This is a genomic window from Vibrio parahaemolyticus (assembly GCF_900460535.1).
Lineage (GTDB): Bacteria > Pseudomonadota > Gammaproteobacteria > Enterobacterales > Vibrionaceae > Vibrio > Vibrio parahaemolyticus.
Window position 1 is genome coordinate 362,756 of sequence record NZ_UHIL01000001.1, and the last position, 22,466, is coordinate 385,221.

General features: G+C 48.2%; 22 protein-coding genes. 14 read left to right on the plus strand and 8 right to left on the minus strand.

Annotated elements, in window-relative coordinates:
- Position 1 precedes the first annotated feature (1 nt).
- Genes gspH through DYB02_RS01935 form a run of 7 tightly spaced genes read left to right on the plus strand, consistent with a single transcriptional unit; the run spans position 2 to position 5,080 of the window.
- Positions 2-598 (plus strand): type II secretion system minor pseudopilin GspH, encoded by a 597-nt coding sequence (gene gspH / locus DYB02_RS01905; protein WP_023624183.1) that lies wholly within the window; start codon positions 2-4, stop codon positions 596-598.
- Positions 585-974 carry a type II secretion system minor pseudopilin GspI gene (gene gspI, locus DYB02_RS01910; RefSeq protein WP_025525990.1) on the plus strand — a complete coding sequence of 130 codons (390 nt, stop codon included), beginning with the start codon at positions 585-587 and terminating at the stop codon, positions 972-974. The genes gspH and gspI overlap by 14 nt, the downstream gene beginning before the upstream one ends.
- Complete coding sequence (gspJ, locus tag DYB02_RS01915; protein WP_020839934.1) at positions 961-1,644, plus strand: type II secretion system minor pseudopilin GspJ; 684 nt, start codon at positions 961-963, stop codon at positions 1,642-1,644. Before gspI ends, gspJ begins: the two co-directional genes overlap by 14 nt.
- The gene (gspK, locus tag DYB02_RS01920; RefSeq protein WP_005478666.1) at positions 1,637-2,647 is read left to right on the plus strand and encodes a type II secretion system minor pseudopilin GspK; all 1,011 of its coding nucleotides are present in this window, start codon (positions 1,637-1,639) and stop codon (positions 2,645-2,647) included. Before gspJ ends, gspK begins: the two co-directional genes overlap by 8 nt.
- Entirely contained in the window at positions 2,616-3,818 is a 1,203-nt protein-coding gene (gene gspL / locus DYB02_RS01925) for a type II secretion system protein GspL (protein ID WP_021822857.1), read from the plus strand. The genes gspK and gspL overlap by 32 nt, the downstream gene beginning before the upstream one ends.
- A gap of 7 nt (positions 3,819-3,825) precedes the next feature.
- Positions 3,826-4,317, plus strand: a complete 492-nt coding sequence (locus tag DYB02_RS01930) for a type II secretion system protein M (protein WP_005458943.1) — start codon at positions 3,826-3,828, stop codon at positions 4,315-4,317.
- Position 4,318: 1 nt separating this feature from the next.
- Positions 4,319-5,080 (plus strand): type II secretion system protein N, encoded by a 762-nt coding sequence (locus tag DYB02_RS01935; RefSeq protein ID WP_021822200.1) that lies wholly within the window; start codon positions 4,319-4,321, stop codon positions 5,078-5,080.
- 286 nt (positions 5,081-5,366) lie between these two features.
- Here DYB02_RS01935 and cysQ read toward each other — a convergent pair whose 3' ends face one another.
- The 4 genes from cysQ to DYB02_RS01955 form a co-directional block, all read right to left on the minus strand.
- Positions 5,367-6,194: a 3'(2'),5'-bisphosphate nucleotidase CysQ gene (gene cysQ, locus DYB02_RS01940; protein WP_005458987.1), complete on the minus strand. Its 828-nt coding sequence runs from the start codon at positions 6,192-6,194 to the stop codon at positions 5,367-5,369.
- 41 nt (positions 6,195-6,235) lie between these two features.
- A complete protein-coding gene (nudE, locus tag DYB02_RS01945; protein WP_005459019.1) occupies positions 6,236-6,805 on the minus strand; it encodes an ADP compounds hydrolase NudE in 570 nt (189 codons plus the stop codon).
- Between the two features lie 220 nt (positions 6,806-7,025).
- Positions 7,026-7,610, minus strand: a complete 585-nt coding sequence (gene nfuA, locus DYB02_RS01950) for a Fe-S biogenesis protein NfuA (RefSeq protein ID WP_005458964.1) — start codon at positions 7,608-7,610, stop codon at positions 7,026-7,028.
- A gap of 97 nt (positions 7,611-7,707) precedes the next feature.
- Positions 7,708-8,433: an amidophosphoribosyltransferase gene (locus DYB02_RS01955; protein WP_029806006.1), complete on the minus strand. Its 726-nt coding sequence runs from the start codon at positions 8,431-8,433 to the stop codon at positions 7,708-7,710.
- An 84-nt stretch (positions 8,434-8,517) separates the two neighbouring features.
- Between DYB02_RS01955 and bioH the strand changes: the two genes are divergently transcribed.
- Together bioH and DYB02_RS01965 are read left to right on the plus strand one after the other, a co-directional pair.
- Positions 8,518-9,285 (plus strand): pimeloyl-ACP methyl ester esterase BioH, encoded by a 768-nt coding sequence (bioH, locus tag DYB02_RS01960; protein ID WP_029785475.1) that lies wholly within the window; start codon positions 8,518-8,520, stop codon positions 9,283-9,285.
- A 123-nt stretch (positions 9,286-9,408) separates the two neighbouring features.
- Positions 9,409-9,873 carry a hypothetical protein gene (locus DYB02_RS01965; protein ID WP_005459035.1) on the plus strand — a complete coding sequence of 155 codons (465 nt, stop codon included), beginning with the start codon at positions 9,409-9,411 and terminating at the stop codon, positions 9,871-9,873.
- A gap of 135 nt (positions 9,874-10,008) precedes the next feature.
- Here the strand turns inward: DYB02_RS01965 and DYB02_RS01970 are convergent, their stop codons facing one another.
- Entirely contained in the window at positions 10,009-12,330 is a 2,322-nt protein-coding gene (locus tag DYB02_RS01970; protein WP_029806004.1) for a Tex family protein, read from the minus strand.
- 212 nt (positions 12,331-12,542) lie between these two features.
- On the opposite strand from DYB02_RS01970, the gene DYB02_RS01975 reads away from it, so the two are divergent.
- The 5 genes from DYB02_RS01975 (at position 12,543) to envZ (ending at position 17,910) form a co-directional block, all read left to right on the plus strand.
- Positions 12,543-14,423, plus strand: a complete 1,881-nt coding sequence (locus tag DYB02_RS01975) for a putative ATP-dependent zinc protease (protein WP_029806002.1) — start codon at positions 12,543-12,545, stop codon at positions 14,421-14,423.
- Between the two features lie 154 nt (positions 14,424-14,577).
- A complete protein-coding gene (gene greB, locus DYB02_RS01980; RefSeq protein WP_005458979.1) occupies positions 14,578-15,069 on the plus strand; it encodes a transcription elongation factor GreB in 492 nt (163 codons plus the stop codon).
- 112 nt (positions 15,070-15,181) lie between these two features.
- Complete coding sequence (locus DYB02_RS01985; protein WP_029806798.1) at positions 15,182-15,574, plus strand: DUF1090 domain-containing protein; 393 nt, start codon at positions 15,182-15,184, stop codon at positions 15,572-15,574.
- A 218-nt stretch (positions 15,575-15,792) separates the two neighbouring features.
- Entirely contained in the window at positions 15,793-16,512 is a 720-nt protein-coding gene (gene ompR, locus DYB02_RS01990) for an osmolarity response regulator transcription factor OmpR (protein WP_005459027.1), read from the plus strand.
- A gap of 105 nt (positions 16,513-16,617) precedes the next feature.
- The gene (gene envZ, locus DYB02_RS01995; protein WP_005459014.1) at positions 16,618-17,910 is read left to right on the plus strand and encodes a two-component system sensor histidine kinase EnvZ; all 1,293 of its coding nucleotides are present in this window, start codon (positions 16,618-16,620) and stop codon (positions 17,908-17,910) included.
- 64 nt (positions 17,911-17,974) lie between these two features.
- Here envZ and DYB02_RS02000 read toward each other — a convergent pair whose 3' ends face one another.
- The 3 genes from DYB02_RS02000 to trmH form a co-directional block, all read right to left on the minus strand.
- Entirely contained in the window at positions 17,975-19,366 is a 1,392-nt protein-coding gene (locus DYB02_RS02000) for a uracil-xanthine permease family protein (protein ID WP_025506826.1), read from the minus strand.
- Between the two features lie 232 nt (positions 19,367-19,598).
- Positions 19,599-21,680 carry an ATP-dependent DNA helicase RecG gene (gene recG, locus DYB02_RS02010; protein WP_005459023.1) on the minus strand — a complete coding sequence of 694 codons (2,082 nt, stop codon included), beginning with the start codon at positions 21,678-21,680 and terminating at the stop codon, positions 19,599-19,601.
- A gap of 98 nt (positions 21,681-21,778) precedes the next feature.
- A complete protein-coding gene (gene trmH, locus DYB02_RS02015; RefSeq protein ID WP_005478720.1) occupies positions 21,779-22,462 on the minus strand; it encodes a tRNA (guanosine(18)-2'-O)-methyltransferase TrmH in 684 nt (227 codons plus the stop codon).
- Positions 22,463-22,466 lie beyond the last annotated feature (4 nt).

The window sequence follows — 22,466 nt, forward strand, 5'->3', positions numbered from 1 at the left end:
AATGCGAAAACATAACGGTTTTACATTAATAGAAATCCTATTGGTGCTGGTTTTGCTATCCCTTACCGCGGTGGCGGTGATCACTACGTTGCCTACCAGTCAAAAAGACCTCTCTAAACAATACGCGCAAAGTTTCTTTCAGCGTTTGCAGTTGCTTAACGAAGAAGCCGTACTCAGCGGTAAAGATTTTGGTGTGCGTGTCGACGATACCAAAAAGACCTACACCTTGCTTAGCTTGACCGCTGAAGGCTGGAAGCCGCTAGAAATGAAGCAAATTCCAAGCAAAACCAAATTAGAAGATGACATTGCATTGCAATTGGATCTAGGTGGCGGTGCTTGGGATAAAGACGATCGTTTGTTTGAGCCGGGTTCACTGTTTGAAGACATGTTTGCCGACGAAACTGAAGAAAAGAAAGTGAAACCACCGCAAGTCTTCATTTTCTCGAGCGCAGAAGTCACGCCGTTTACCTTGTCTTTTTTCCCACAAAAAGGCGATGCGTTTAACGATGGTTGGAGAGTGATCGGAAAAGAGAGTGGGCAAATTCTGTTGGTAGCGCCAGGTGAAGAAGTGGAAGAGGATGCGAATGCGCAATTTTAAGCAAACTCAACCAAACTTAAACCGTCGCCGAGTGCGAGGGATGACGTTGCTTGAAGTGTTGGTTGCACTGGCTATTTTTGCCACCGCGGCGATCAGTGTGATTCGCTCTGTGAGTCAACACATCAACACAGTCAGCTACTTAGAAGAAAAGATGTTTGCAGCAATGGTTGTGGATAACCAAATGGCGAATGTGATGCTAGATACTGGCGCGCTGAAAGCCAAGAATGGTACCGAAGAGCTAGCAGGGCGTACATGGTATTGGAAAGTCACGCCTGTAGCCACCATGCAGCCATTGCTGAAAGCATTTGATGTAAGTGTCGCGACCGCGAAAAACGCGAGTCCAGTTGTTACGGTAAGAAGCTATGTGGCGCAGTAAACCCAATCGCGCAAATAAGCGCCGCGCAGCAAAAGGTTTTACACTCATTGAAGTGCTGGTGTCGATAGCGATCTTTGCCAGTTTGAGCGTGGCGGCATACCAAGTGGTGTCGCAAGTTCAGCGCAGTAATGAGTTGTCGCAAGAGCGAACTCAGCGTTTGAATGAACTGCAACGCGCCATGGTGATGATGGATAACGACTTCCGCCAAATGGCATTGCGTCAAACGCGTACCAACGGCGAAGACCCTGCCGGGCAACTGATCTTTTGGTCGGATTATTTACTCGATTCCGACGCGAAAGGCCTAATGTTTGCACGTGTGGGTTGGCATAACCCGCAGCAACAGTTCCCGCGTGGTGAAGTGACTAAAGTGGGCTATCGCGTTAAAGAAGAAACCTTGCAGCGTGTTTGGTGGCGTTATCCAGATACCCCAGTTGGGCAGGAAGGCATTGTCACTCCGTTGCTGACGCAGGTGGAATCTTTCGACATGCGTTTTTATGACGGTAAACAGTGGAAGAAAGAGTGGGACAGCAATAAAGAGCTGCCGAAAGCTGTCTCAGTTGTCTTGAAGTTGAAGGATTACGGTGAAATAGCGCGCACGTATCTAACGCCAGATGGCAAGCTTGCGGAAAGTGAAAGAAACAAAGCATCGGAGGGCAACAACAATGGCTAATCGTCAGCGTGGTGTTGCTTTGATTATTGTACTGATGCTGTTGGCGATTATGGCGACCATTGCTGCCACCATGTCTGAACGTTTGTTTTTGCAGTTTCAGCGCGGTTCAAACCAAATCCATTACCAGCAAGCATATTGGTACAGTGTTGGTGTTGAAGCCTTGGCTGAAGTGGGTATCGAGCAGAGCTACAAAGACAGCGATACCATCAACCTCAGCCAACCTTGGGCGATTAAAGAACAAGTGTACCCATTGGACTATGGTCAAGCTGCAGGACGTATTTGGGATAAGCAAGCGTGCTTTAACCTCAATGTGTTAAGTCGAGTGCAGCCGACCGGACAACAAACCACTCGACCATATTTGGTTCAAGTGCTGCAGCGTTTGTTGGAAGAGTCAGATGTAGAGCCGTATCAAGCGGAAGTGATTGCCGATTCCACTTGGGAATACATTGATTCAGACAGCACAGTACGTTCAACCACCGGCGTGGAAGACAGCACCTACGAATCGATGAAACCTTCGTATTTAGCGGCTAATGGTTGGATGGCAGACAAAACTGAACTGCGCGCGGTATATCAAGTGAGTGGTGAAATTTATCAAAAGATTGAGCCCTTGGTATGTGCGATCCCAAGTGATGATTGGCGTTTAAACGTCAACACGATAGAGGTGGAACAAGCGCCGATTTTAGTCGCTATGTTTTCACCGAACTTGAGCAGCAGCGATGCGGTTCAACTGATAGAAAAGCGTCCCTTCGATGGTTGGGACAGCGTAGATGAATTTCTAGCGGAGTCAGAATTAACTGGCTTGAGCGATGATGTAAAGAAAAACGCCAAAGGCTATTTAGGAGTGGATAGCTCCTTCTTCGAATTGGATGCACAAGTGTTGGTGGATGATTCACGAGTACGTATCCGAAGCCTTTTGCAAAGTACAAATAGAGAAACGGTGACGGTCGTTCGCCGTCGTTTTGGAGGGATCAGTGAGCGAGTTTCTGACCGTTCGGCTGAGTAGCGAACAACAAAGTACCATTCCTTGGGTGGTGTGGTCGACAGAACAACAGGAAGTGATTGCCAGCGGTGAACTTGCCGGATGGGAACACTTGGATGAGTTGGTATCGTATGCTGGCCAGCGCCAAGTCATCGCTTTACTAGCGAGTAATGATGTGGTGTTAACTCAGGTGGACATTCCGCCTGGTGCCACACGTCAGTTCGACAACATGTTGCCTTATTTGATTGAAGATGAAGTCGCGCAAGATGTGGATAGCTTGCACTTCACCGTATTGGGTAAGCAAGCGGATAAAGCACAAGTGTGTGCGGTCGAGCGTGCATGGGTACAAACCGTGCTACAGCGTTTTGCTAGCCAAGGGTTGACCATCAAACGCATCTTGCCAGATGTATTGGCATTGCCTGTCAGTGATGACAACAGCAGTGCGGCACTGATTGGTGAGCAATGGCTAATTCGTCACTCAGAGACGGAAGGCGCGGTGGTGGATTCGGCGTGGCTGGATCTTTACCTCTCTTCTTACCTGCAAAACCATGAAGGTTGGCAACTCGATTGCTACAGTTCCGTGCCAGAATCGACTGTTGAGAGTGTATGGGTTCCTAAGCCAGAAGAAATGACGATGGCGTTGCTCGCGAAAGGCGTCGTGAGTAGTAAAACGAACCTGTTAACTGGCGAGTTTAAGCCGAAGTCTTCTTGGGGTAAGTACTGGAAAGTTTGGCAAAAGGCGGCTATCGCTGCGGGTGTTTTGTTAGTGGTGGTCGTGGCTCAGCAACTTCTCGTCGTCCACAAGTACGAGGCGCAAGCACAAGCCTATCGTGAAGAAAGCGAACGTATTTTCCGTCAGGTTTTCCCAAACAAGAATCGAATTCCGACCGTAAGCTACTTAAAGCGCCAAATGACGGATGAAGAGCGCCGTTTATCTGGTGGCTCAACAGATGTTGCGATGTTGTCTTGGCTTGCTGCCTTGCCAGCAACGCTTGGTCAGGTGAAAGATCTAGAAATCACCAGCTTTAAGTATGACGGCCAACGTGGTGAAGTGCGCATTCACGCACGTAGCTCAGACTTCCAGCCTTTTGAGCAGGCTCGTGTGAAGTTGGCTGAGAAGTTTAATGTTGAGCAAGGTCAGCTTAATCGCAGCGATAACGTTGTGATGGGTAGCTTTGTGTTGAAGCGTCAGTGAGGTGATGATGAAGAATTTAATTTCTCAAGCGCAAGCTTGGTGGAGTGGCATCTCTCAGCGTGAACAACGACTTGTGCTGGGCTGTGGTGCATTCGCCATCCTTGGCATTCTTTACTGGGGGCTGCTGCAGCCGATGAGCCAACGTGCAGAGTTGGCGCAATCTCGTATCCAAAGTGAAAAGCAATTGCTTACATGGGTACAAGACAAAGCTGATGACATTACCGCATTGAGAAAAAGCGGGGGTGTCAGTTTTTCCAATCAGCCACTTAACCAACTTGTCTCTTCATCAGCGCGCCGTTTTAAGGTGGAACTGATTCGTGTGCAACCACGCAACGACAGTGTGCAAGTGTGGATTAAACCGCTCGCATTCAACCAGTTGGTGGATTGGTTACGCTACTTGAAAGAGCAGCAAGGCATTGAAGTTGAATTTTTAGACATCGATCGTACAGACCAAGCGGGCATGATTGATGTGAACCGTCTGCAATTTAAGCGAGGTTAAGGTGAAGCGAGCAGTACTTTACGTTGTAATCTTTATCGTTTGTTTTTCTGTTAGCTTGATCATGGGGTTACCTGTTTCTTGGGTTCTCCAGCAAGCCCCCACTGTGAAAGGGCTAGACATACAAGGTGCTCACGGTTCCGTTTGGCAAGGTCAGGCTTCCAGCGTGCGTTGGCAGCGTCAAAACCTAGGGCAAGTGAATTGGGATTTCCAATGGTCTAGCTTATTTACCGGCAAAGCCGAATTTTCGGTACGTTTTGGGCGCGGCAGCGATATGAACATTCGCGGTCGAGGTTTAGTTGGATACAGTCTCAGCGATGGCCCTTACGCAGAAAATTTGGTTGTGTCGATCCCTGCATCGAAAGCCGTCGAACAAGCGCGCCTGCCGGTGCCTGTTGGTGTTGATGGCCAGCTGGAGTTGAACATTCGTCATGCGACTTACGCAGCTCCGTGGTGTAAAACTGGTGAAGGCACATTGGTTTGGAGTGCCAGTGGCATTCAAAGTCCAGTGGGAAGCTTAGAGCTCGGCCCTGTTATTGCTGATTTGAAATGCCAAGATAGCGTGCTAACTGCATCAGGTGAGCAAACCAGTAAGCAAGTTTCCTCGGCGTTTTCAGCGGAGCTGATGCCGAATCAACGCTATTCAACGAAAGCGTGGTTTAAACCTGGCGCAGATTTCCCATCAAGCATGGGGGAGCAGTTGAAATGGCTTGGACAGCCAAACGCACAAGGCCAATACGAGTTTGACTACAAAGGCCGATTCTAATCTCGAGCCAACCTAATATAGAAAAGAGCTGCCAATGTGCAGCTCTTTTTGCTTTTGGATCATAGTAGGCCAAACCCTCTATTCGCTGTACGTAAATAAACGAGGGACAAAACTGATTGTTTAAGTGTTTGTATTTTAATGGAATTGTGTGATTTTGTGCAGTTTAATTAGCTTTAGGTATATGGCAGGTCAAATACTGTTAAAGCTGCTCATGCGGGAAAAAGAAAAGGCCGTGAACGGAATTCACGGCCTAATGATACAAGTTGAGTTACGCAAGTATAAGTACTTAATCTTTGCGTTGCAGGATGTCATCCCAAGGCAAATTCGTATCGCCCAGCACGATAAAGTTCGGGTTCTCTAGCGTTTCCCGTTCGTTGTAAGACAAAGGTTCGAGGTGAGTGCTGAGAATGCGTCCGCCGGCTTCTTCCACGATGCATTGCGTTGCTGCTGTATCCCATTCGCCAGTAGGGCCCAAACGTAAATAGCAATCGACCGCTCCTTCCGCCACCAAACACGCTTTTAGTGCTGCAGAACCGAGAGGAATTAAGTCGTAGTTCCAAGCGCTGCTCATGCGGCTGGTGATACGATTAATGTCTTGGCGACGGCTGATAGCAATCGCAATGTTTTGTCCTGCTTGTTCATGTTTGTGCGTGTGGATTTTCACGCTTTCAGACATGTCTGGGATTTTCCACGCACCTTTGCCGCTGTATGCGTAATACGTGACGCCAGAAACAGGCCCATACACCACGCCCATCGCTGGCTTGTTGTTGTCAATTAATGCAATGATGGTCGCAAAGTCGCCACTGCGTGCGATGAATTCTTGTGTGCCATCTAATGGGTCGACCAACCAATAACGCTGCCATTGTGCGCGCTGCTCTAAGCTGATGTCGGCGGCTTCTTCAGACAACACGGGGATGTCTGGTGTCAGTTCACTTAAACGTTCAGTGATGAGTTTGTGCGCGGCAATATCGGCGCTTGTGACCGGTGTTTCATCACTTTTGGTATACGCTTCATATTGCTTTTTCTCGTAGATATCGAGAATCATTTGTCCCGCACTGCGGGCAATTTCGATAACTTGAGGAAGCAGGTGAGATAGATCTTTTGTCATTGGCATAGGTGATAGTCCTTACTCACAATATTTGTCGGTTTACACCGTTATTGATTGTTGTTGTGAGTGGTGTTTGGTAAGTGTTTCAGTGCCAACATTAACGCCGTGATGCTTCGTGCTTCACAGAAGTCCAAATGCGTTAATAGCTCTTCGGCTTGTGCGAGTGGCCAGCGCACAATTTCTAACGGCTCTGGTTCGTCGCCTTCTTGCTTTTCAGGGTATAGCGATTGACCTAGAAACAGCGTCATCTTGCTCGAAAAATAAGAAGGAGCAAGGATCACTTGTTTTAACGGGGTGAGTTCCTTACAACCAAAACCAATTTCTTCTTTTAGTTCGCGGTCAGCGGCCTGATGTGGCGTTTCACCGGGATCGATAAGACCTTTAGGAAAACCCAGTTCGTAACGCTCTGTACCAGCAGCGTATTCACGTACCAACAGTAAATCGCCCTGTTCGGTTACCGGTACAACCATTACGGCATCGCGGCCACTTGGCTTCATGCGCTCATAAGTGCGATGCTCGCCATTGGAGAAGCGAAGGTCGAGGGCTTCCACAGCAAACAGTTTTGATCGTGCGACCGTCTGACAAGAGAGAATCTCTGGTGGGGTCCTTTTCGACATGGCGCTGACTCCTTGGTGTCGTTGGCTTTTGTAAGGTGCGTAAGATTCTTAATATATGAGAACTCTGCAAGAGTTGCTAGTTTGATTTCATCGCTTCGGCAGTGTTCGCTCGATAACCTTGAAAGAGGTCGTGTGTGACGAAGAATCTCACGTGTTTAATGGATTGTTCAGATACAAAAATGGGAGACCAAAGCCTCCCATTTTCACCGACGATAAGCTCTTAGTAGTAAGAGTGGTCACCACGGTCGTGTTCTGTTGCATCTCGAACTGCTGTTAGCTCACCAACGAACTGGTTTAGTAGCTCTTTCTCGATGCCTTCTTTTAGTGTTACGTCAACCATTGAACAACCGTTACAGCCGCCACCGAATGCAACGATAGCTACGCCTGCTTCAGTAATCTCAACCAAGTTCACGTGACCGCCGTGGCCAGCAAGCTGTGGGTTAACTTGAGTTTGGATAACGTACTCAACACGCTCAACAAGTGGCGCATCATCCGACACTTTACGCATTTTTGCGTTTGGTGCTTTCAATGTCAGTTGAGAACCCATTTTGTCGGTAACGAAGTCGATTTCAGCGTCTTCAAGGAAAGGTAGGCTTAGCTCATCCACGTAAGCTGAAAAACCTGCGTAAGGGATCTCAGTGTCGGTCGCTTCAACCGCTTCTGGTGGGCAGTAAGATACGCCACACTCAGCGTTTTGTGTACCTGGGTTCACAACGAAAATACGAATGTTAGTGCCTTCTGGCTGTTGGCCTAGAAGGTTAGCGAAATGCGTTTGCGCAGTTTCTGTAATAGTAATATTTGACACGACGAATACCTGAGTAATTTTGTAGGTTACTGCTGCTATTCTACTCCTGTTGACGTATGGGTCTAGTCTTTTTGATGCTAAGGCATGGCGAAGCGAACTAGACAGCACCAGGAGCAGGGGTTCTGCAGATGCAGTAAATATCGACGGTTTCTACGCCAACTTCAAGTAGTAAATGACATAATTGTCGAACCGTGCTTCCCGTCGTGACCACATCATCTACGATTGCGACGTGGTTATACTTTGGTGGCTGATTTAAGGTGAAAGCGCCTTTTAAATTCTGTTCTCGGCTGGATTTCTTGTACCCGCGCTGCGACTGGGCGTGTTTTACGCGGCGAAACACGTGATTATCAAACCTCACATTAAGGTGGCCAGCCAAATGTCGCGCCAGTATGTCGCTCTGATTAAAGCCTCGATACAAGTAGCGTTGCCAGTGCAATGGCACTGTGGTGATAAGCGGAGCGGGAGTTGAAATGCGCTGGGCAAGCAATTGCGTTAAAGCGCGAACATGCCATGTTTGTCCGTGATCTTTGAAGCGTTGTACTTCTCGAGACAGCGGAAAATCGTAGTCTCCCAAGGTAAATAGCCGTTGCCAAGGGGGAGGCTCGGAGAGGCACTCGCCGCAAATACTCTCTATATTCGCTTCCTCTGCTTTTAAGCTCAATCCACAACGTTGGCAGCGTTTTACTGGCGTAAGATATTGATAACAGTGATCACACCAACGCAGCGCATTGGGTTGAGCGGCAGCCAGAATCGGGAAGCGACATAAACCGCATTGACTGCTGAGCACACGATGCATGATGTTTTGCCAGTGATGAGATAACATACCGCTTATTCAAGGTTAGATTTTGCACAGCCTAACGCTTGAGTGAAGCGATAAGGAATAAAATAAGTGGGAGAGATTGAGATCATGAGCACGAATTTACACTGGCAGTCGTTCGGTCAGGGACCGGATTTGGTGTTGCTGCATGGCTGGGGGATGAATGGCGCAGTTTGGCAGCAAACGGTCGAATCTCTGCAGGCCGATTTTTGTGTCCATGTCGTCGATCTTCCTGGATACGGCTTTAGCGCTGAGCATCATGGTGAAGACCTCGCACAAATCGCTGCCATGGTACTAAAAGACGCGCCAGAGAAAGCAGTGTGGCTAGGTTGGTCGTTGGGTGGTTTGGTGGCTACGCACATTGCGCTCAATGCTCCTCAGCGAGTGAGTAAGCTGATCACCGTCGCCAGCTCACCAAAATTTGCCGCAGAAAAACCGTGGCGCGGCATTCAACCGAATGTACTGAGCGCGTTCACCTCTCAGTTACTAGAAGACTTTTCACTGACCATTGAGCGCTTTATGGCGCTGCAAGCCATGGGAAGTCCATCTGCACGTAAAGATGTTAAACAACTCAAACAAGCGGTGCTATCGCGTCCTCAGCCGAACCCAGAGTCATTATTGGTTGGTTTAAATATTTTGGCGGATGTTGACCTGCGTGATGCTTTGATTTCCTTGACTATGCCGATGCTACGCCTTTACGGTCGTTTGGATGGTTTGGTGCCGATTAAAGTGGCGACCGATCTCAGCCAGCAACTGCCTCACACGCAACAGTTTGTCTTTTCTCAATCTTCTCATGCACCGTTCATGACTGAACATGATGAATTTTGTGCGAAAGTTCGAGATTTCGCTCGGGATTAAAATCGCGCAGTGAAAAAGGCTAAAGTTGATTAAAATTTGGCCGATATAATTGTCGGTAAGGTTTTATTCGTAAATAAGGCCAAGCCATATTGACGAGTTGGGCGACTCTGAGGAGGGTTCGCAATGATTGTGTCACCGACCAACGTAAGTGTGCCACTGATCGCCCCATCCGTTAATGTGCAGACGGAACAAGCTGCTCGTGACAACAGAGTCCGAGAACCTGTGACGCCGACGGTCGCATTGGCAAAAACCAATGCCGAGCGCAAAGTAAAAAGTGATGAGAAGCGACGACGTCAGTCCTCTTGGGATCCCTCTGAGCATCCCGATTACGAAGTGGACCATGAAGTTGATGCGCGTTATCACGAGGAGCCGGAAGACACGCTTGAAAGGCTTTTCGATTTACTGGCACTGAAATCGTACAGTGAAGATCAGGGAAAGGGCTATGCGATACGCTTTCGTTTACCGAAGCGCATTTTGGATGCTGCGATCAACCAAGGATTGATGGAAAAGCGCAGGAAGGTGATCAAATTTCATTATGGTCATTCGGTCGTGCCCCATACCCCGTCAGAAGTGATAGCAGTATTATGACGAATCAATATCCTATCCAATAAAAACGCTCCAATCAGCATGACTGACTGGAGCGTTTTCTTTTTTCTTCTGGATGCTTGAAGCCGTCGCCCAGCTGCAACCTTAATATCTCAAGTGCAGCCGTTAAAACCTAGACTACTTCTTTGCTTTGGCGAAAGCCGCCGCAAATGCGCCACCCATCGCATTGTTCGATGAGGAATCATCACGGCGAGGTTGACGACGTTGTGGTTGGTCATTACGACGCGGCGCTGCGGATGAGCGTTGACTGCGGTTGTCTTGACCCGACTCGTCGTTTAAACGCATCGATAGACCGATACGCTTGCGCTGTACATCCACTTCCATCACTTTCACTTTAACGATGTCACCTGCTTTCACCACTTCACGCGGATCAGAAACGAAACGATCCGTCAGGGCTGAGATGTGCACTAAACCATCTTGGTGAACACCAATATCGACGAAAGCACCAAAGTTGGCCACGTTCGATACGACGCCTTCGAGAATCATGCCCGGTTCTAGATCTGCAACTGAGTTAACGCCTTCAGCGAAGGTTGCGGTTTTGAACTCCGGGCGAGGGTCTCGGCCTGGTTTGTCCAGCTCTTTGATGATATCGGTCACCGTTGGAACACCGAAGTGCTCATCGGTGTAATCCACCGCGTGCAGACCTTTAAGGAACGTCGAATCGCCAATCAGTGCTTTGATGTCTTTACTATTCTTCTCGGCAATCGCTTTGACTACAGGGTAGGCTTCTGGGTGCACTGCAGAGGCATCCAGTGGGTTTTTACCATCCATAATACGAAGGAAACCCGCACACTGCTCGAACGCTTTAGGACCTAAACGAGGCACTTTCTTCAAAGTTGTACGTGCTTCGAAACGACCGTTTTCATCACGGAAGTCGACAATGTTCTGTGCGATGGTGCTCGACAAGCCTGCAACGCGCGTCAGTAGCGCTGCAGAGGCAGTGTTCACATCAACACCCACCGCGTTTACACAGTCTTCGACAATCGCATCAAGACGTTTTGCCAGCATAGATTGGCTAACATCGTGCTGATATTGGCCCACACCGATCGATTTAGGATCGATTTTAACGAGCTCCGCTAGCGGGTCTTGCAGACGACGAGCAATCGACACCGCACCACGCAGAGATACGTCCATATTTGGGAACTCTTTCGCTGCAAGCTCAGACGCTGAGTAAACCGATGCCCCCGCTTCACTTACGATGATCTTCTGAACTTTCAGGTTGCCGCGTTTGATCACGTCTGCGACAAAGCTGTCGGTTTCACGCGAAGCCGTGCCGTTACCAATCGCAATCAAATCCACGTTGTATTTGCGCACCAACTGATCAACGATTTGCGCTGATTTATCGTATTGCTTTTGTGGTGGGTGAGGGTAGATGGTTTCTGTTGCAAGCACTTTACCAGTAGGATCGACAATAGCGATTTTAGAGCCTGTACGCAGACCCGGATCGAGACCCAGCGTCGCACGAGGGCCTGCCGGTGCTGCCATCAACAAATCTTTTAGGTTGGTGGCAAACACTTCAATCGCTTCGATTTCAGCGCGTTCTTTCATTGCACCCATCAGCTCGGTTTCCATGTGCATCGATACTTTGATGCGCCATGCCCAACTGATTACTTGTTTACGCCATGCGTCCGCCGGTGCGCTGCTTAGCGTCACGCCATAATGGTCGGCAATGATGGTTTCACAGTACGATTGGCGTGCACCTTCTTCTTGTTCTGGGTCGGCGTTCATCGCCAGCGTCAAAAAGCCTTCATTACGGCCTCGTAACATCGCCAGTGCACGGTGTGATGGCACTTTGCTCAGTGGCTCGTTATGGTTGAAGTAATCTTTAAACTTCTCGCCTTCTTGCTCTTTACCTTCAACGACACGAGAAACCAGTTCCGCGTTGCGGTTTAGATGAGCACGAATTTTTTCAAGCAGGTTCGCATCCTCAGCAATGCGCTCCATGATGATTGCGCGAGCGCCATCCAGTGCCGCTTTGGTATCCGCGATGCCTTTGTCCGCATCAAGATATTTCGTCGCTTCGCTTTCTGGTTCAGTTTGTGGCTGGTTCCAAAGTGTATCCGCGAGAGGTTCTAAGCCAGCTTCAATCGCGATTTGGCCTTTGGTGCGGCGCTTTGGTTTGTATGGCAGGTAAAGGTCTTCCAGGCGAGTCTTGCTGTCGGCTTGCGTGATCTCTCGTTCTAGTTCTGGCGTCAGTTTGCCTTGTTCTTGGATCGACTTCAGAATGGTTTGACGGCGATCGTCGAGCTCGCGAAGGTATGACAGACGGCTGTCCAGAGTACGCAGTTGGGTATCATCAAGGCCACCTGTCACCTCTTTACGGTAACGTGCAATAAATGGGACCGTGTTACCATCATCAATCAGGGTGACAGCGGCGTTGACTTGCTCTGGGCGAACATTCAGTTCTTGAGCAATCATGCGACAGATAGCTTGGCTCATCCGTGTATTCTCTTTTAATTCGGTTTGGATATTGGTTGTGTATAGAACATTGGGGTCATTCATAGAATTTGCAATGTTTTAAATTAGCTTCGCAAAAATTTACCGGGTGCTGGTGGACATCGGTCAGATTTATGTCAAAACTGTAATTAAATTGAGAACTTATAAGTTCTGTTGGCGACTAATTTTATATACCTTGGCTCACACGGATAATCATGATGAAAAAAATGTCTTTGGCTCTGGCACTCTCTAGTGCTCTCCTGATAGCCCCGTTTGGTTGGGCGCAATCCATCTCTGCAACCACGCAAGATCCCATCTATCAACTTGATGATAAGTTAGTTTTAGGGCGGGTCGAAAGTGTGTATTACAGCGAAATTCCTGAGCTAAGTGACGTCCCTTTCATCGGTAAAATTGATACCGGCGCTGACACCACCTCCATGCATGCAGAAAATATTCACGTAAGCAGCAGCAATCCCAAATACAAAAATCTTAAAGATGACAAACTGCTGTGGGCAATTGTCGATGATTTAGGTGGCACGCAAGCCAAATGGGAAGCCAACAGTTTTGAACCTTATCAAGTCACCGTCAGTTTCACGATTCAGCATCCTTATACTGGCAAAGAGATCACGGTAACCGACGATCTTGAGCGCATCAGTGCTATCCGCAGTCGCACCAGCAAAAAACCGATTTTGCGTCCAACCGTAAAAATGCCGATGACGATTGCTGGGCATACGGTAGATACCGTGGTGAACCTTACCTCGCGCAAACAGTTCTCTGCGCCAATCCTGATTGGCAAAACTTACCTAGATGATAACGCGTGGGTGTTTGCTGGGTATGACTACCTGCAAGAACAACCCAACGCGAAAATGATTGGTAAGAAAGAGACGGTAGAAATCGAAGGCATTCCCTACAAAACCAGCGTTTCGACAAGCAGCCGTTACACCAACGTTCACGCTCTCGACATCAAAGTGGATAAAAAAGCCAAGCAAGTGTCGTTTACCTTAGAGGGTGAGAACGGCAAGCGCCATCCTATGACACTGCCATTGGTGCGCATGTTGAAAACCACCAAGAGCGAGCGACCTTTGGTGTATCTGCCTGTCAAGATTGACGAAAACGAAACTCAGCAATGGTTGGTGTACTTACGAGACCGCAGCAAGTTCAGTTCGCAAATCCGTCTGGGCCGAGACGTAGTGAGCCAACATTTCGTAATAGATACCGACAAAGAGAATTTGCTCGGTGGCGTGGAAAAAACCTTTAAGAGTGCACTGAAGTCCAAGCCATTGGTGATTTCACCGGAAGAGGAAGTGAACATTGATGGCTACGTGGTTCCCGCTTATCCAACCTTTACCGTGAAAACGCCATTATTACGCGTGAATGGATTTGAACTGAGTGAAAAGGGCAAAGACGAAGTCGCGACGTTCTATTTGAGCAACGAAAAAGGCAAAGAAGAAAAAATCACCAAACCCGTGCTGAAGAAACTCAAAGTCGGCGACATGGTGCGTCCTGTGGTGGAAGGTGACTTCTTGTTCGGTAACAAAGAAAAGTCGATGGAGTTTGCTATCGACGTGCTAGATAAAGATGAAGAGCAGCCGTTTTTCGTTTTCGGCCACAACATGGCTAAAGGTGGCGTGCTACTGAATACGCGCGCTGATCACTTGCTCGATGCAAAACCTTTGTTCCGAGCCGGCCACATCGAAGTGGCCGAAGTGGAAGGCATGTCTTTCCCGGTCAAACTGGACACCGGTGCGGATGTCAGTTCTATCAATGCTAAGGACATCAAACTGTTCCAAAAAGATGGCAAAGACATGGTGAGCTTTACCTACGAAAATGACCTCGGTATGCAAAAGGCCTTTACTCGCGAAGTGGTAGACGTAATGAAAATTACTGCGAAAAAAGGCGAGAAAGCAAACGTCCGTCCGGTGGTGGAAATGCACGTCAAACTGGGTGACTTAGAGAAGAAAATTCGCGTGAATTTGCAAGATCGCGGACGCTTTCATTACAGCATGATTTTGGGTAAAAACTTCTTAAAGTACGGTGCGTTAGTGGCGAGTGAAACCAATTACATCGTGACGAAAAAACCAGATTACGAAAAATAGTCGAACTGTCGCCTAACCTAATTACCAATACCCAAAGTCCGCTCTGAGAATCTTGTGGCTTTGGGTATAATTCTAGGTTTAGGATGAAGATCGCGTAAGCGTCGATGCTGCTGAATGTGCGGCATTTTTTATGCCGAAATGAATAGGAGCCAAATTGAAAACTAAGCTGATTACCCGTGAAGGTTATAACAAACTCAAGCAAGAGCACGATTACCTCTGGAATGAAAAGCGTCCAGAAATCACCAAGATCGTGACGTGGGCGGCCAGCCTTGGCGATCGTTCGGAAAATGCTGACTACACCTTCAATAAACGACTGCTGCGTCAAATCGATCGACGCGTTCGTTTTCTCAGAAAGTTTTTACCTGAAGTCACCATCGTAGATTACTCACCTCAACAAGAAGGCAAAGTCTTTTTTGGTGCTTGGGTCGAGATTGAAAACGAAGCCGGTGATGTGAAGAAGTTCCGCATTGTGGGGCCAGAAGAAATATATGGCGATGCCAAAGATTACATCTCCATTGATTCCCCTATGGCCAGAGCCATGTTGAAAAAGCAAGTGGATGAAGAATTTACCGTTCGAACGCCGGAAGGTGACAAAGAGTGGTTCATCAATTCGATTGAATACAACAAGCAAAGCGCAGAATCTTAACTTCCTCGACCTTGAAACATTCGGCGAGCGAAGTGCGTTTGCCAATGATGTTGACCTATTTTTATGCGCCCTCATTTGAGGGCGCGAGCTGTATTTACTGGAGAGGTATAAAATGAAAGCCGTGATTTGTGGTGCTGTGTTGATGATGGCTATTTCGCTTCCTACTGTCGCTCAAGAAGAGCTAAAAGGGTGTGATGCCAAAGAGTTTGCACTTGAGCAGCAAATTGAATACGCCACAGTACAAGGTAATCAAAAGCGCATTGATGGATTAAAACGAGCCCTTGCTGCGATTGAGGATGAATGCTCGGAAGAAGATTTACGCGAAAAACTGCAAGCAGAAGTCGAACAAAAAGCGCAAAAAGTAAAAGCTCGCGAGCTAGAATTGGCAGAGGCACAAACGTCGGGTTCGAGCGACAAAATCGAGAAAAAGCGCCGAAAGTTAGATGAAGCGCAAAAAGAATTGTTAGACGCTAAACGTGAGTTGGAATGGAATTACGGCCAGTAGGCACACCGACCTTTGCGGCGGTTAAAGCCATCTCTCACCGCAGTTTTGTGGCGTTGTTCACATCTCGAAACAAAGTCAATATCGCTAAATACTTAGGGCGGCGCGCAAATAATTTCCCAAAACCGCGTCTAAGATAAAAAGAGTAACAATTTGCACAAGCACGTTTGAAAAAACAGTGATACATTTTCGTCAACAGATGCTTCTGAAAGGATGTTTCAATGCAGGAAAATCATAAAATTTTAGTGGTTGATGACGATGCTCGTTTGCGTGCTCTGTTGGAGCGTTACCTTTCTGAGCAAGGTTTTCAAGTCCGTAGTGTAGCAAACGGCGAACAAATGGATCGCCTACTAACACGCGAAAACTTTCACCTAATGGTATTGGATTTGATGTTACCAGGCGAAGATGGCTTGTCGATTTGTCGCCGTTTACGCCATGCCAATAACATGTTGCCAATTCTGATGCTGACAGCAAAAGGTGACGAGGTTGACCGTATTGTTGGTTTGGAAGTTGGTGCGGACGATTACCTACCTAAACCGTTCAACCCGCGTGAACTACTCGCTCGTATTAAAGCGGTTTTACGTCGCCAAACGGTTGAGCTACCGGGCGCGCCAAGTACGGAAGAAAAAGTGGTCGAGTTTGGCGAGTTTCGTTTAAATCTCGGCACGCGTGAAATGTTCCGTGGTGATGAGGCGATGCCATTAACATCGGGTGAATTTGCGGTGTTGAAATCACTGGTAACCAACGCGCGTGAGCCAATGTCGCGTGATAAGCTGATGAATATGGCGCGTGGTCGTGAATACTCGGCGATGGAGCGTTCTATCGACGTACAAATTTCTCGTCTACGCCGCATGTTGGAAGACGATCCGAGTAAACCTCGCTACATCCAGACCGTATGGGGTTTAGGTTACGTATTTGTCCCAGACGGTAAAGAGTCGTAACTCTTACTCGCTTAACCGGCAATCGGTTTTTAAAACTTCGGCCATCAAATTTCCTTCTTATTTGGTGGCCGAGGTTTTCGCAATTAGGATCATCAGGAAATTTCCATGCGAATCCGAAGTTCACTGACACAATCTATTCTACTGTTCATCTCCTTGCTTCTCGCTAGCCAAGTCTTTTCTTATTACGCCGTTTTTAACTACGCGTTGATGCCAAGCCTGCAACAGTTCAACAAAATTCTCGCTCACGAACTGAATCTGGTTCTCGATGAAGATGGCCCGCTCAAATCGGATGCACCATTGCGTCGCCAGTTATTAGAAAGGTTGGGCGTGACAGTTCACAGCATCAACAGCGAGAAGGCAGTTGAGTTTAACCATGCGATGTCGATTGATTTGATGTCGGAGGAAATGACTCAAGAGCTAGGCTCACCAACCGAAGTACGCCTGCTGCTAGGTAGTGAAAGCTACATTTTGTGGATGCACATCGAGAAGCTGCCCAATTCCATTATTCGCATCCCGCTGTCTGAGCTGCAAGAAGAGGACTTTGCGCCGCTATTTCGCAACAGCCTGATCATGGCGCTATTAATTATCGCAGGTGGTTGGTTGTTTATTCGCTTGCAAAACCGGCCGTTATTGGCGTTGCAACGAGCGGCAGAAGGCGTTGGGAGAGGGGAAATTCCCCCACCGCTACCAGAAAAAGGCGCATCGGAAATTCGTTCGGTAACTCGTGCGTTTAACCAGATGTCGAAAGGGATTCAAGAGCTCGAAGAAGACCGCGCTCTGTTAATGGCAGGCATCAGTCATGATTTACGTACGCCGCTGACGCGAATTCGTCTCGCTACTGAAATGATGTCGCCAGAAGACAGCTATTTGGCGGAAGGGATCATCAGTGACACTGAAGAGTGCAATGAGATCATCAGTCAATTTATGGATTATCTAAAGCCTGTAAACAAAGAATCGTTTGAGTCGGTTGATGTCAGTACCATCGCTAGTGACGTGGCGAGCTCTGAAGGGGGATATGAAGTCGAGATTGAAACGGACTTGAACATGCACCTTCCTCCTGCGAAAGGCAGCCCGATTGCTATTAAGCGAGCGGTGAGTAACTTAGTTGTCAACGCACTGCGTTACGGCAACGGTTGGGTGAAAATCAGCACAGGCGTGACGGCAGACAAACAGTTGGTTTGGATATGCGTAGAAGATAACGGTCCGGGGATTGAGCAGTCGCAAATCGCGAAGTTGTTCGAACCGTTTACCCGTGGTGATACGGCGCGTGGCAGCGAAGGTACTGGTCTGGGTTTAGCGATTGTAAAACGTATTGTTATCCAACATTCAGGTTCGGTGGTGATGCGTAATCGCAGTGAAGGCGGCTTGATCGCCCAAATCAGTTTCCCGACCAAATAACCCTCTAAAACCAAAAAGCCCAACCAAAAATGTGGTTGGGCTTTTTAGTTTCTAAGTACAAGTATTAAGACTCTTTCACTTCTTGAGCGACAAGTTCATCTTCTTCTGTCAGTTTTTCTGGAAGCAGCAAGTTCAGCAGTATCGCGGTGATACCGCCAGCAGCCACACCGGTTGAGAAGATGCTTTTAATAAACTCAGGCATAAACTGCAGAATCTCAGGTTTCTGAGCGATACCTAACCCCATCGAGAATGACAACGCCATAATCAGAATCGCGCGGCGGTCGAGGTCAACACGCGAGATAATGCGCACGCCTGCAGCGGCAATGGTACCGAACATCACGATGGTTGCACCACCAAGTACAGGTTCTGGGATCAGCTGAACAAAACTGGCCACGCCCGGGAATAGACCAAGAATCACTAACATGCCCGAGATAAAGTAACCCACGTAACGGCTTGCGACGCCCGTTAGCATGATAATGCCGTTGTTTTGACTGAAGGTAGAGTTTGGAAAGCTGTTGAATACCGCAGCGATAGTCGAGTTCAGGCCGTCCGCTAATACCCCACCTTTGATACGCTTCATGTAAATAGGGCCTTTAACTGGCTCGCCAGATACTTCAGACGTTGCGGTAATGTCGCCGATCGCTTCCAACGCCGTGATAAAGAAAATCAGCACGAGAGGGATAAATAGTGACCAGTCAAATGACAAGCCGTACTGCATCGGAATCGGTAGCGCAACGAGGTTGGTTTCCCCCAATTTTGAGGTGTCGACCATACCCATGAAGTATGCCATTACATAGCCAACTAGCATGGCAATCACGATCGAAGCCACGCGAATGTAAGGGTTTTTAGAACGATTCAAAATCACAATTAGCCCAAGTACGGTACCAGCGAGCGCCAGTTTGTCTAAGCTACCAAAAGTACCGTCGCCCATTGCAGCATAGCCTCCACCCATAGAAACCAAGCCGACTTGGATCAGCGTCAGGCCAATCAGAGTTACGACAATGCCAGAGACGAGAGGTGTGATGATGCGACGTGCATGCTCAAGCACACGAGACAGTAAAATCTCGGCAAAAGAGGCGACTAAAATCGTCCCGAAAATCGCCGCCATCATGGTGCTGATGTCCGCGCCACCTGCTTTGAGTGATAAACCCGCACCGATGATTGGACCCAAAAAGTTAAAGCTGGTGCCTTGCACCGATAGCAAGCCGGAGCCGACAGGGCCAAAGGTACGGATTTGGATAAAGGAAGAAACACCAGATGCAAACAGCGACATGCTGATAATGGTGTTGGTTTGATCGGCCGGAACGCCCAAAGATTGGCAAATGATTAAGGAAGGTGTAATCACCGCAACGAACATCGCCAATAAATGCTGAAGTGCAGCAAAAATCGTTTGTGGCAGTGGTGGACGATCATTTAATTGATAGACCAGTTCCGAAGATCGGTTTGAAGTTGTCATGATTTGTCTCGCTAGTCGCAATGTGTTCCCAGATCTCGCTGAATGGGAGGGCTGGGTGGAGTTGACGTCGTTACCTGTGATTGCTGTTAATCAGTGTCAACTCAGGTTGGTGAAGTGTGATGAGGCACACTCTAGAAATTTTGAGCGCGATTATAGAGAGATTTATCCAAAAAGCAATCGTTTGCTATTTGTGGCGGCACTAAAAAACGAGCCATTTGGCTCGCTTTAAGATTTACGCTTTGGAGTAGATATCACGCTCGCCTAGCCAGCGATCGATAATAGCGGCTGCATTGGTTGGGTAATTGTCGTGAATATGACGTGCAATACGCTGAACTTCTGGGATTAAGCGTTGATCTCGAACTAAATCGGCAATTTTGAAATCAGCCAAGCCTGTTTGTTTGGTGCCCAACAATTCACCGGGCCCGCGGATCTCTAGGTCTTTCTGCGCAATAACAAAGCCATCGTTACTTTCACGCAGCACACCGAGGCGTTTTTGCGCGGTTTTCGACAGGGGGGAGTGGTACAGCAGGACACAGTGACTGGCAACCGAGCCTCGACCGACGCGGCCTCTTAACTGGTGTAATTGAGCCAAACCAAGGCGTTCAGGGTTTTCGATGATCATCAAGCTAGAGTTTGGCACGTCTACGCCAACTTCTATCACCGTCGTGGCTACGAGCAGGTGGAGCTTGTTGTCTTTAAACTCTTGCATGACAGCTTGTTTTTCGGCGGGTTTCATACGGCCATGAACTAGGCCAATTTTTACATCTGGCAGTTTGCGCTGTAACTCTTCGGCGGTGTCTGCTGCGGCTTGCGCTTCTAACACTTCTGATTCATCGATCAGCGTACACACCCAATACGCTTGCTTGCCTTCGTTAAGACAAGCGTTTCGTACCCGCTCGACAATGTCGTCACGTTTGGTATCTGGAATGGCGACGGTTTGAATCGGCGTTCGGCCTGGTGGTAATTCGTCTATCACCGACGTTTCCAAATCAGCATACGCTGTCATTGCTAGTGTGCGAGGAATCGGAGTTGCCGTCATGATGAGCTGATGCGGATACGCGCCTTGTTTTGCCCCTTTCTCACGTAACTCTAATCGCTGATGGACGCCAAAGCGGTGCTGCTCATCAATGATGACTAAAGCTAGGTGATGAAATTCCACATGTTCTTGGAAGAGGGCGTGAGTGCCCACTATCATTTGTGCTTCACCGCTGGCAATGCGAGCCAGTTCCGTCTCTTTGGCTTTGCCCTTGAGCTTACCAGCAAGCCAGCCAACTTGAATGCCCATGGCTTCAAACCAGTTGGCGAAATTGATGGCGTGTTGTTCGGCGAGCAGCTCAGTTGGTGCCATTAAAGCCACTTGGTAACCGTGCTCAATGGCTCTGACTGCGGCTAGCGCGGCAACCAATGTTTTTCCTGAGCCTACGTCACCTTGGACAAGACGCATCATTGGGTGCGGCTTTTCGAGGTCGGATTCAATCTCTTTCACCACGCGTGCTTGAGCATTGGTCGGAGAAAACGGCAGTTGCGCCAACAGCTGCTTTTTCAGTTTGTCACATGGTGCGAGCGGTAAGGCGATATCTTGCTGGCCTTTGCTGCGAACCGCCAACATCGACAAGTTTTGGGCGAGCAATTCTTCCATGATCAAACGGATTTGAGCGGGGTGCTTACCTTCATCAAATTCATCTAAATTAATGGTTGGCGGCGGGCGATGAATGGTGTGCAACGCCTGCGACATAGTAATCTGATGGTTATACAAGCCAGAAGGTAGCAATTCTTGCACTGCCGCTTTATCGAGTAGCGCCAATGCTTGTTCAGTAAGGTTACGTAAAGTGATTTGACGCAGGCCATCTGTGGTTGGATAAACCGGGGTTAAGCTTTGTTCCACATCTGGCTTTTGTTCACTGGCGTAAAATTTGTAGTCAGGGTGCACAATTTCCAGCCCCATACCACCACGCTTAATTTCTCCGTAAGCGTGTACTAACTTACCCTGTGAAAAATTGTTCTTCATCGCTGCAGTAAAGTTGAAAAAACGCAGCGTGATGGTGCCATTGCCGTCACTGATTTTGACTGTCAGCATTTTGCGTTTACCAAAAATGGTATCGACGGTCATGACTTTGCCTTGTACCGCAGCCCAAAGGCCTGCGTGCAGTTTGGCAATAGGATAAATGCGGGTGCGATCTTCGTAGCGTAGGGGCAGGTGGAACAACAAATCTTGAACGCTATGCAAGCCGACTTTAGCGAGTTTTTCTGCGACTTTGGCGCCAACTCCTGATAGAGAAGTTAAAGGAACAGCAGATAGCATTTGGGCAGACATAGAAAGCTCAAGAAAATGGTTAACATAGCAGTATGTTAACCATTGAGCTGTGTTTTTGTACAGGAAAAACTATAAGAAGTGGCGTAGAAAGCTTCAGCTTAAGCTTTTTGCATCTCTTGCCACCACGCCTCATCTGCGATGATTTGACCTTCATCGTCGAGTGGCGGGTATTCCAGTTTCTTGCGTTTCGCTACTTTGGCAAGCACTGGGTGACCACGTTCAAATAAGATGCGATGAATGGTTTCTTTTGGTAGTGCGCTTTCTTCTCGATCATACATGCCTGCCGCTTCACGTTGGCGTTGCGCTTCATACAGAATAACTGCGCTGGCGACTGAGACATTCAAAGATTGCACCATTCCAATCATCGGAATAATGATGTCTTGATCTGCGAGTTTTTTCGCTTGTTCAGACGCGCCAATTTTTTCACTCCCCAGGATGATTGCAGTCGGTTTGGTGTAGTCGATTTCACGAAAATCGACCGCGGTGTCCGATAAGTTGGTCACCAATACTTGCATGCCTTGGGCTTTGAGCTCGGTAATGGCGGTTTCAATCGAGTTGTGAGTTTCTACTTCAACCCAGTTACGAGCACCAGCAGAAGTGTGGGTTAAAGTGCGCATTTTATCAGGCCAGATAGCATGAACTTTGTGTAAGCCCGTGGCGTCAGCCGTACGAATAACGGCAGAGACGTTGTTAGGTTTGTGAACCTCTTCTAGGCACAAAGTAAGGTCGGTTTGGCGTGCTTTCAGCACCTGATGGATACGGTGGTAACGTTCTAAATTCATAGTA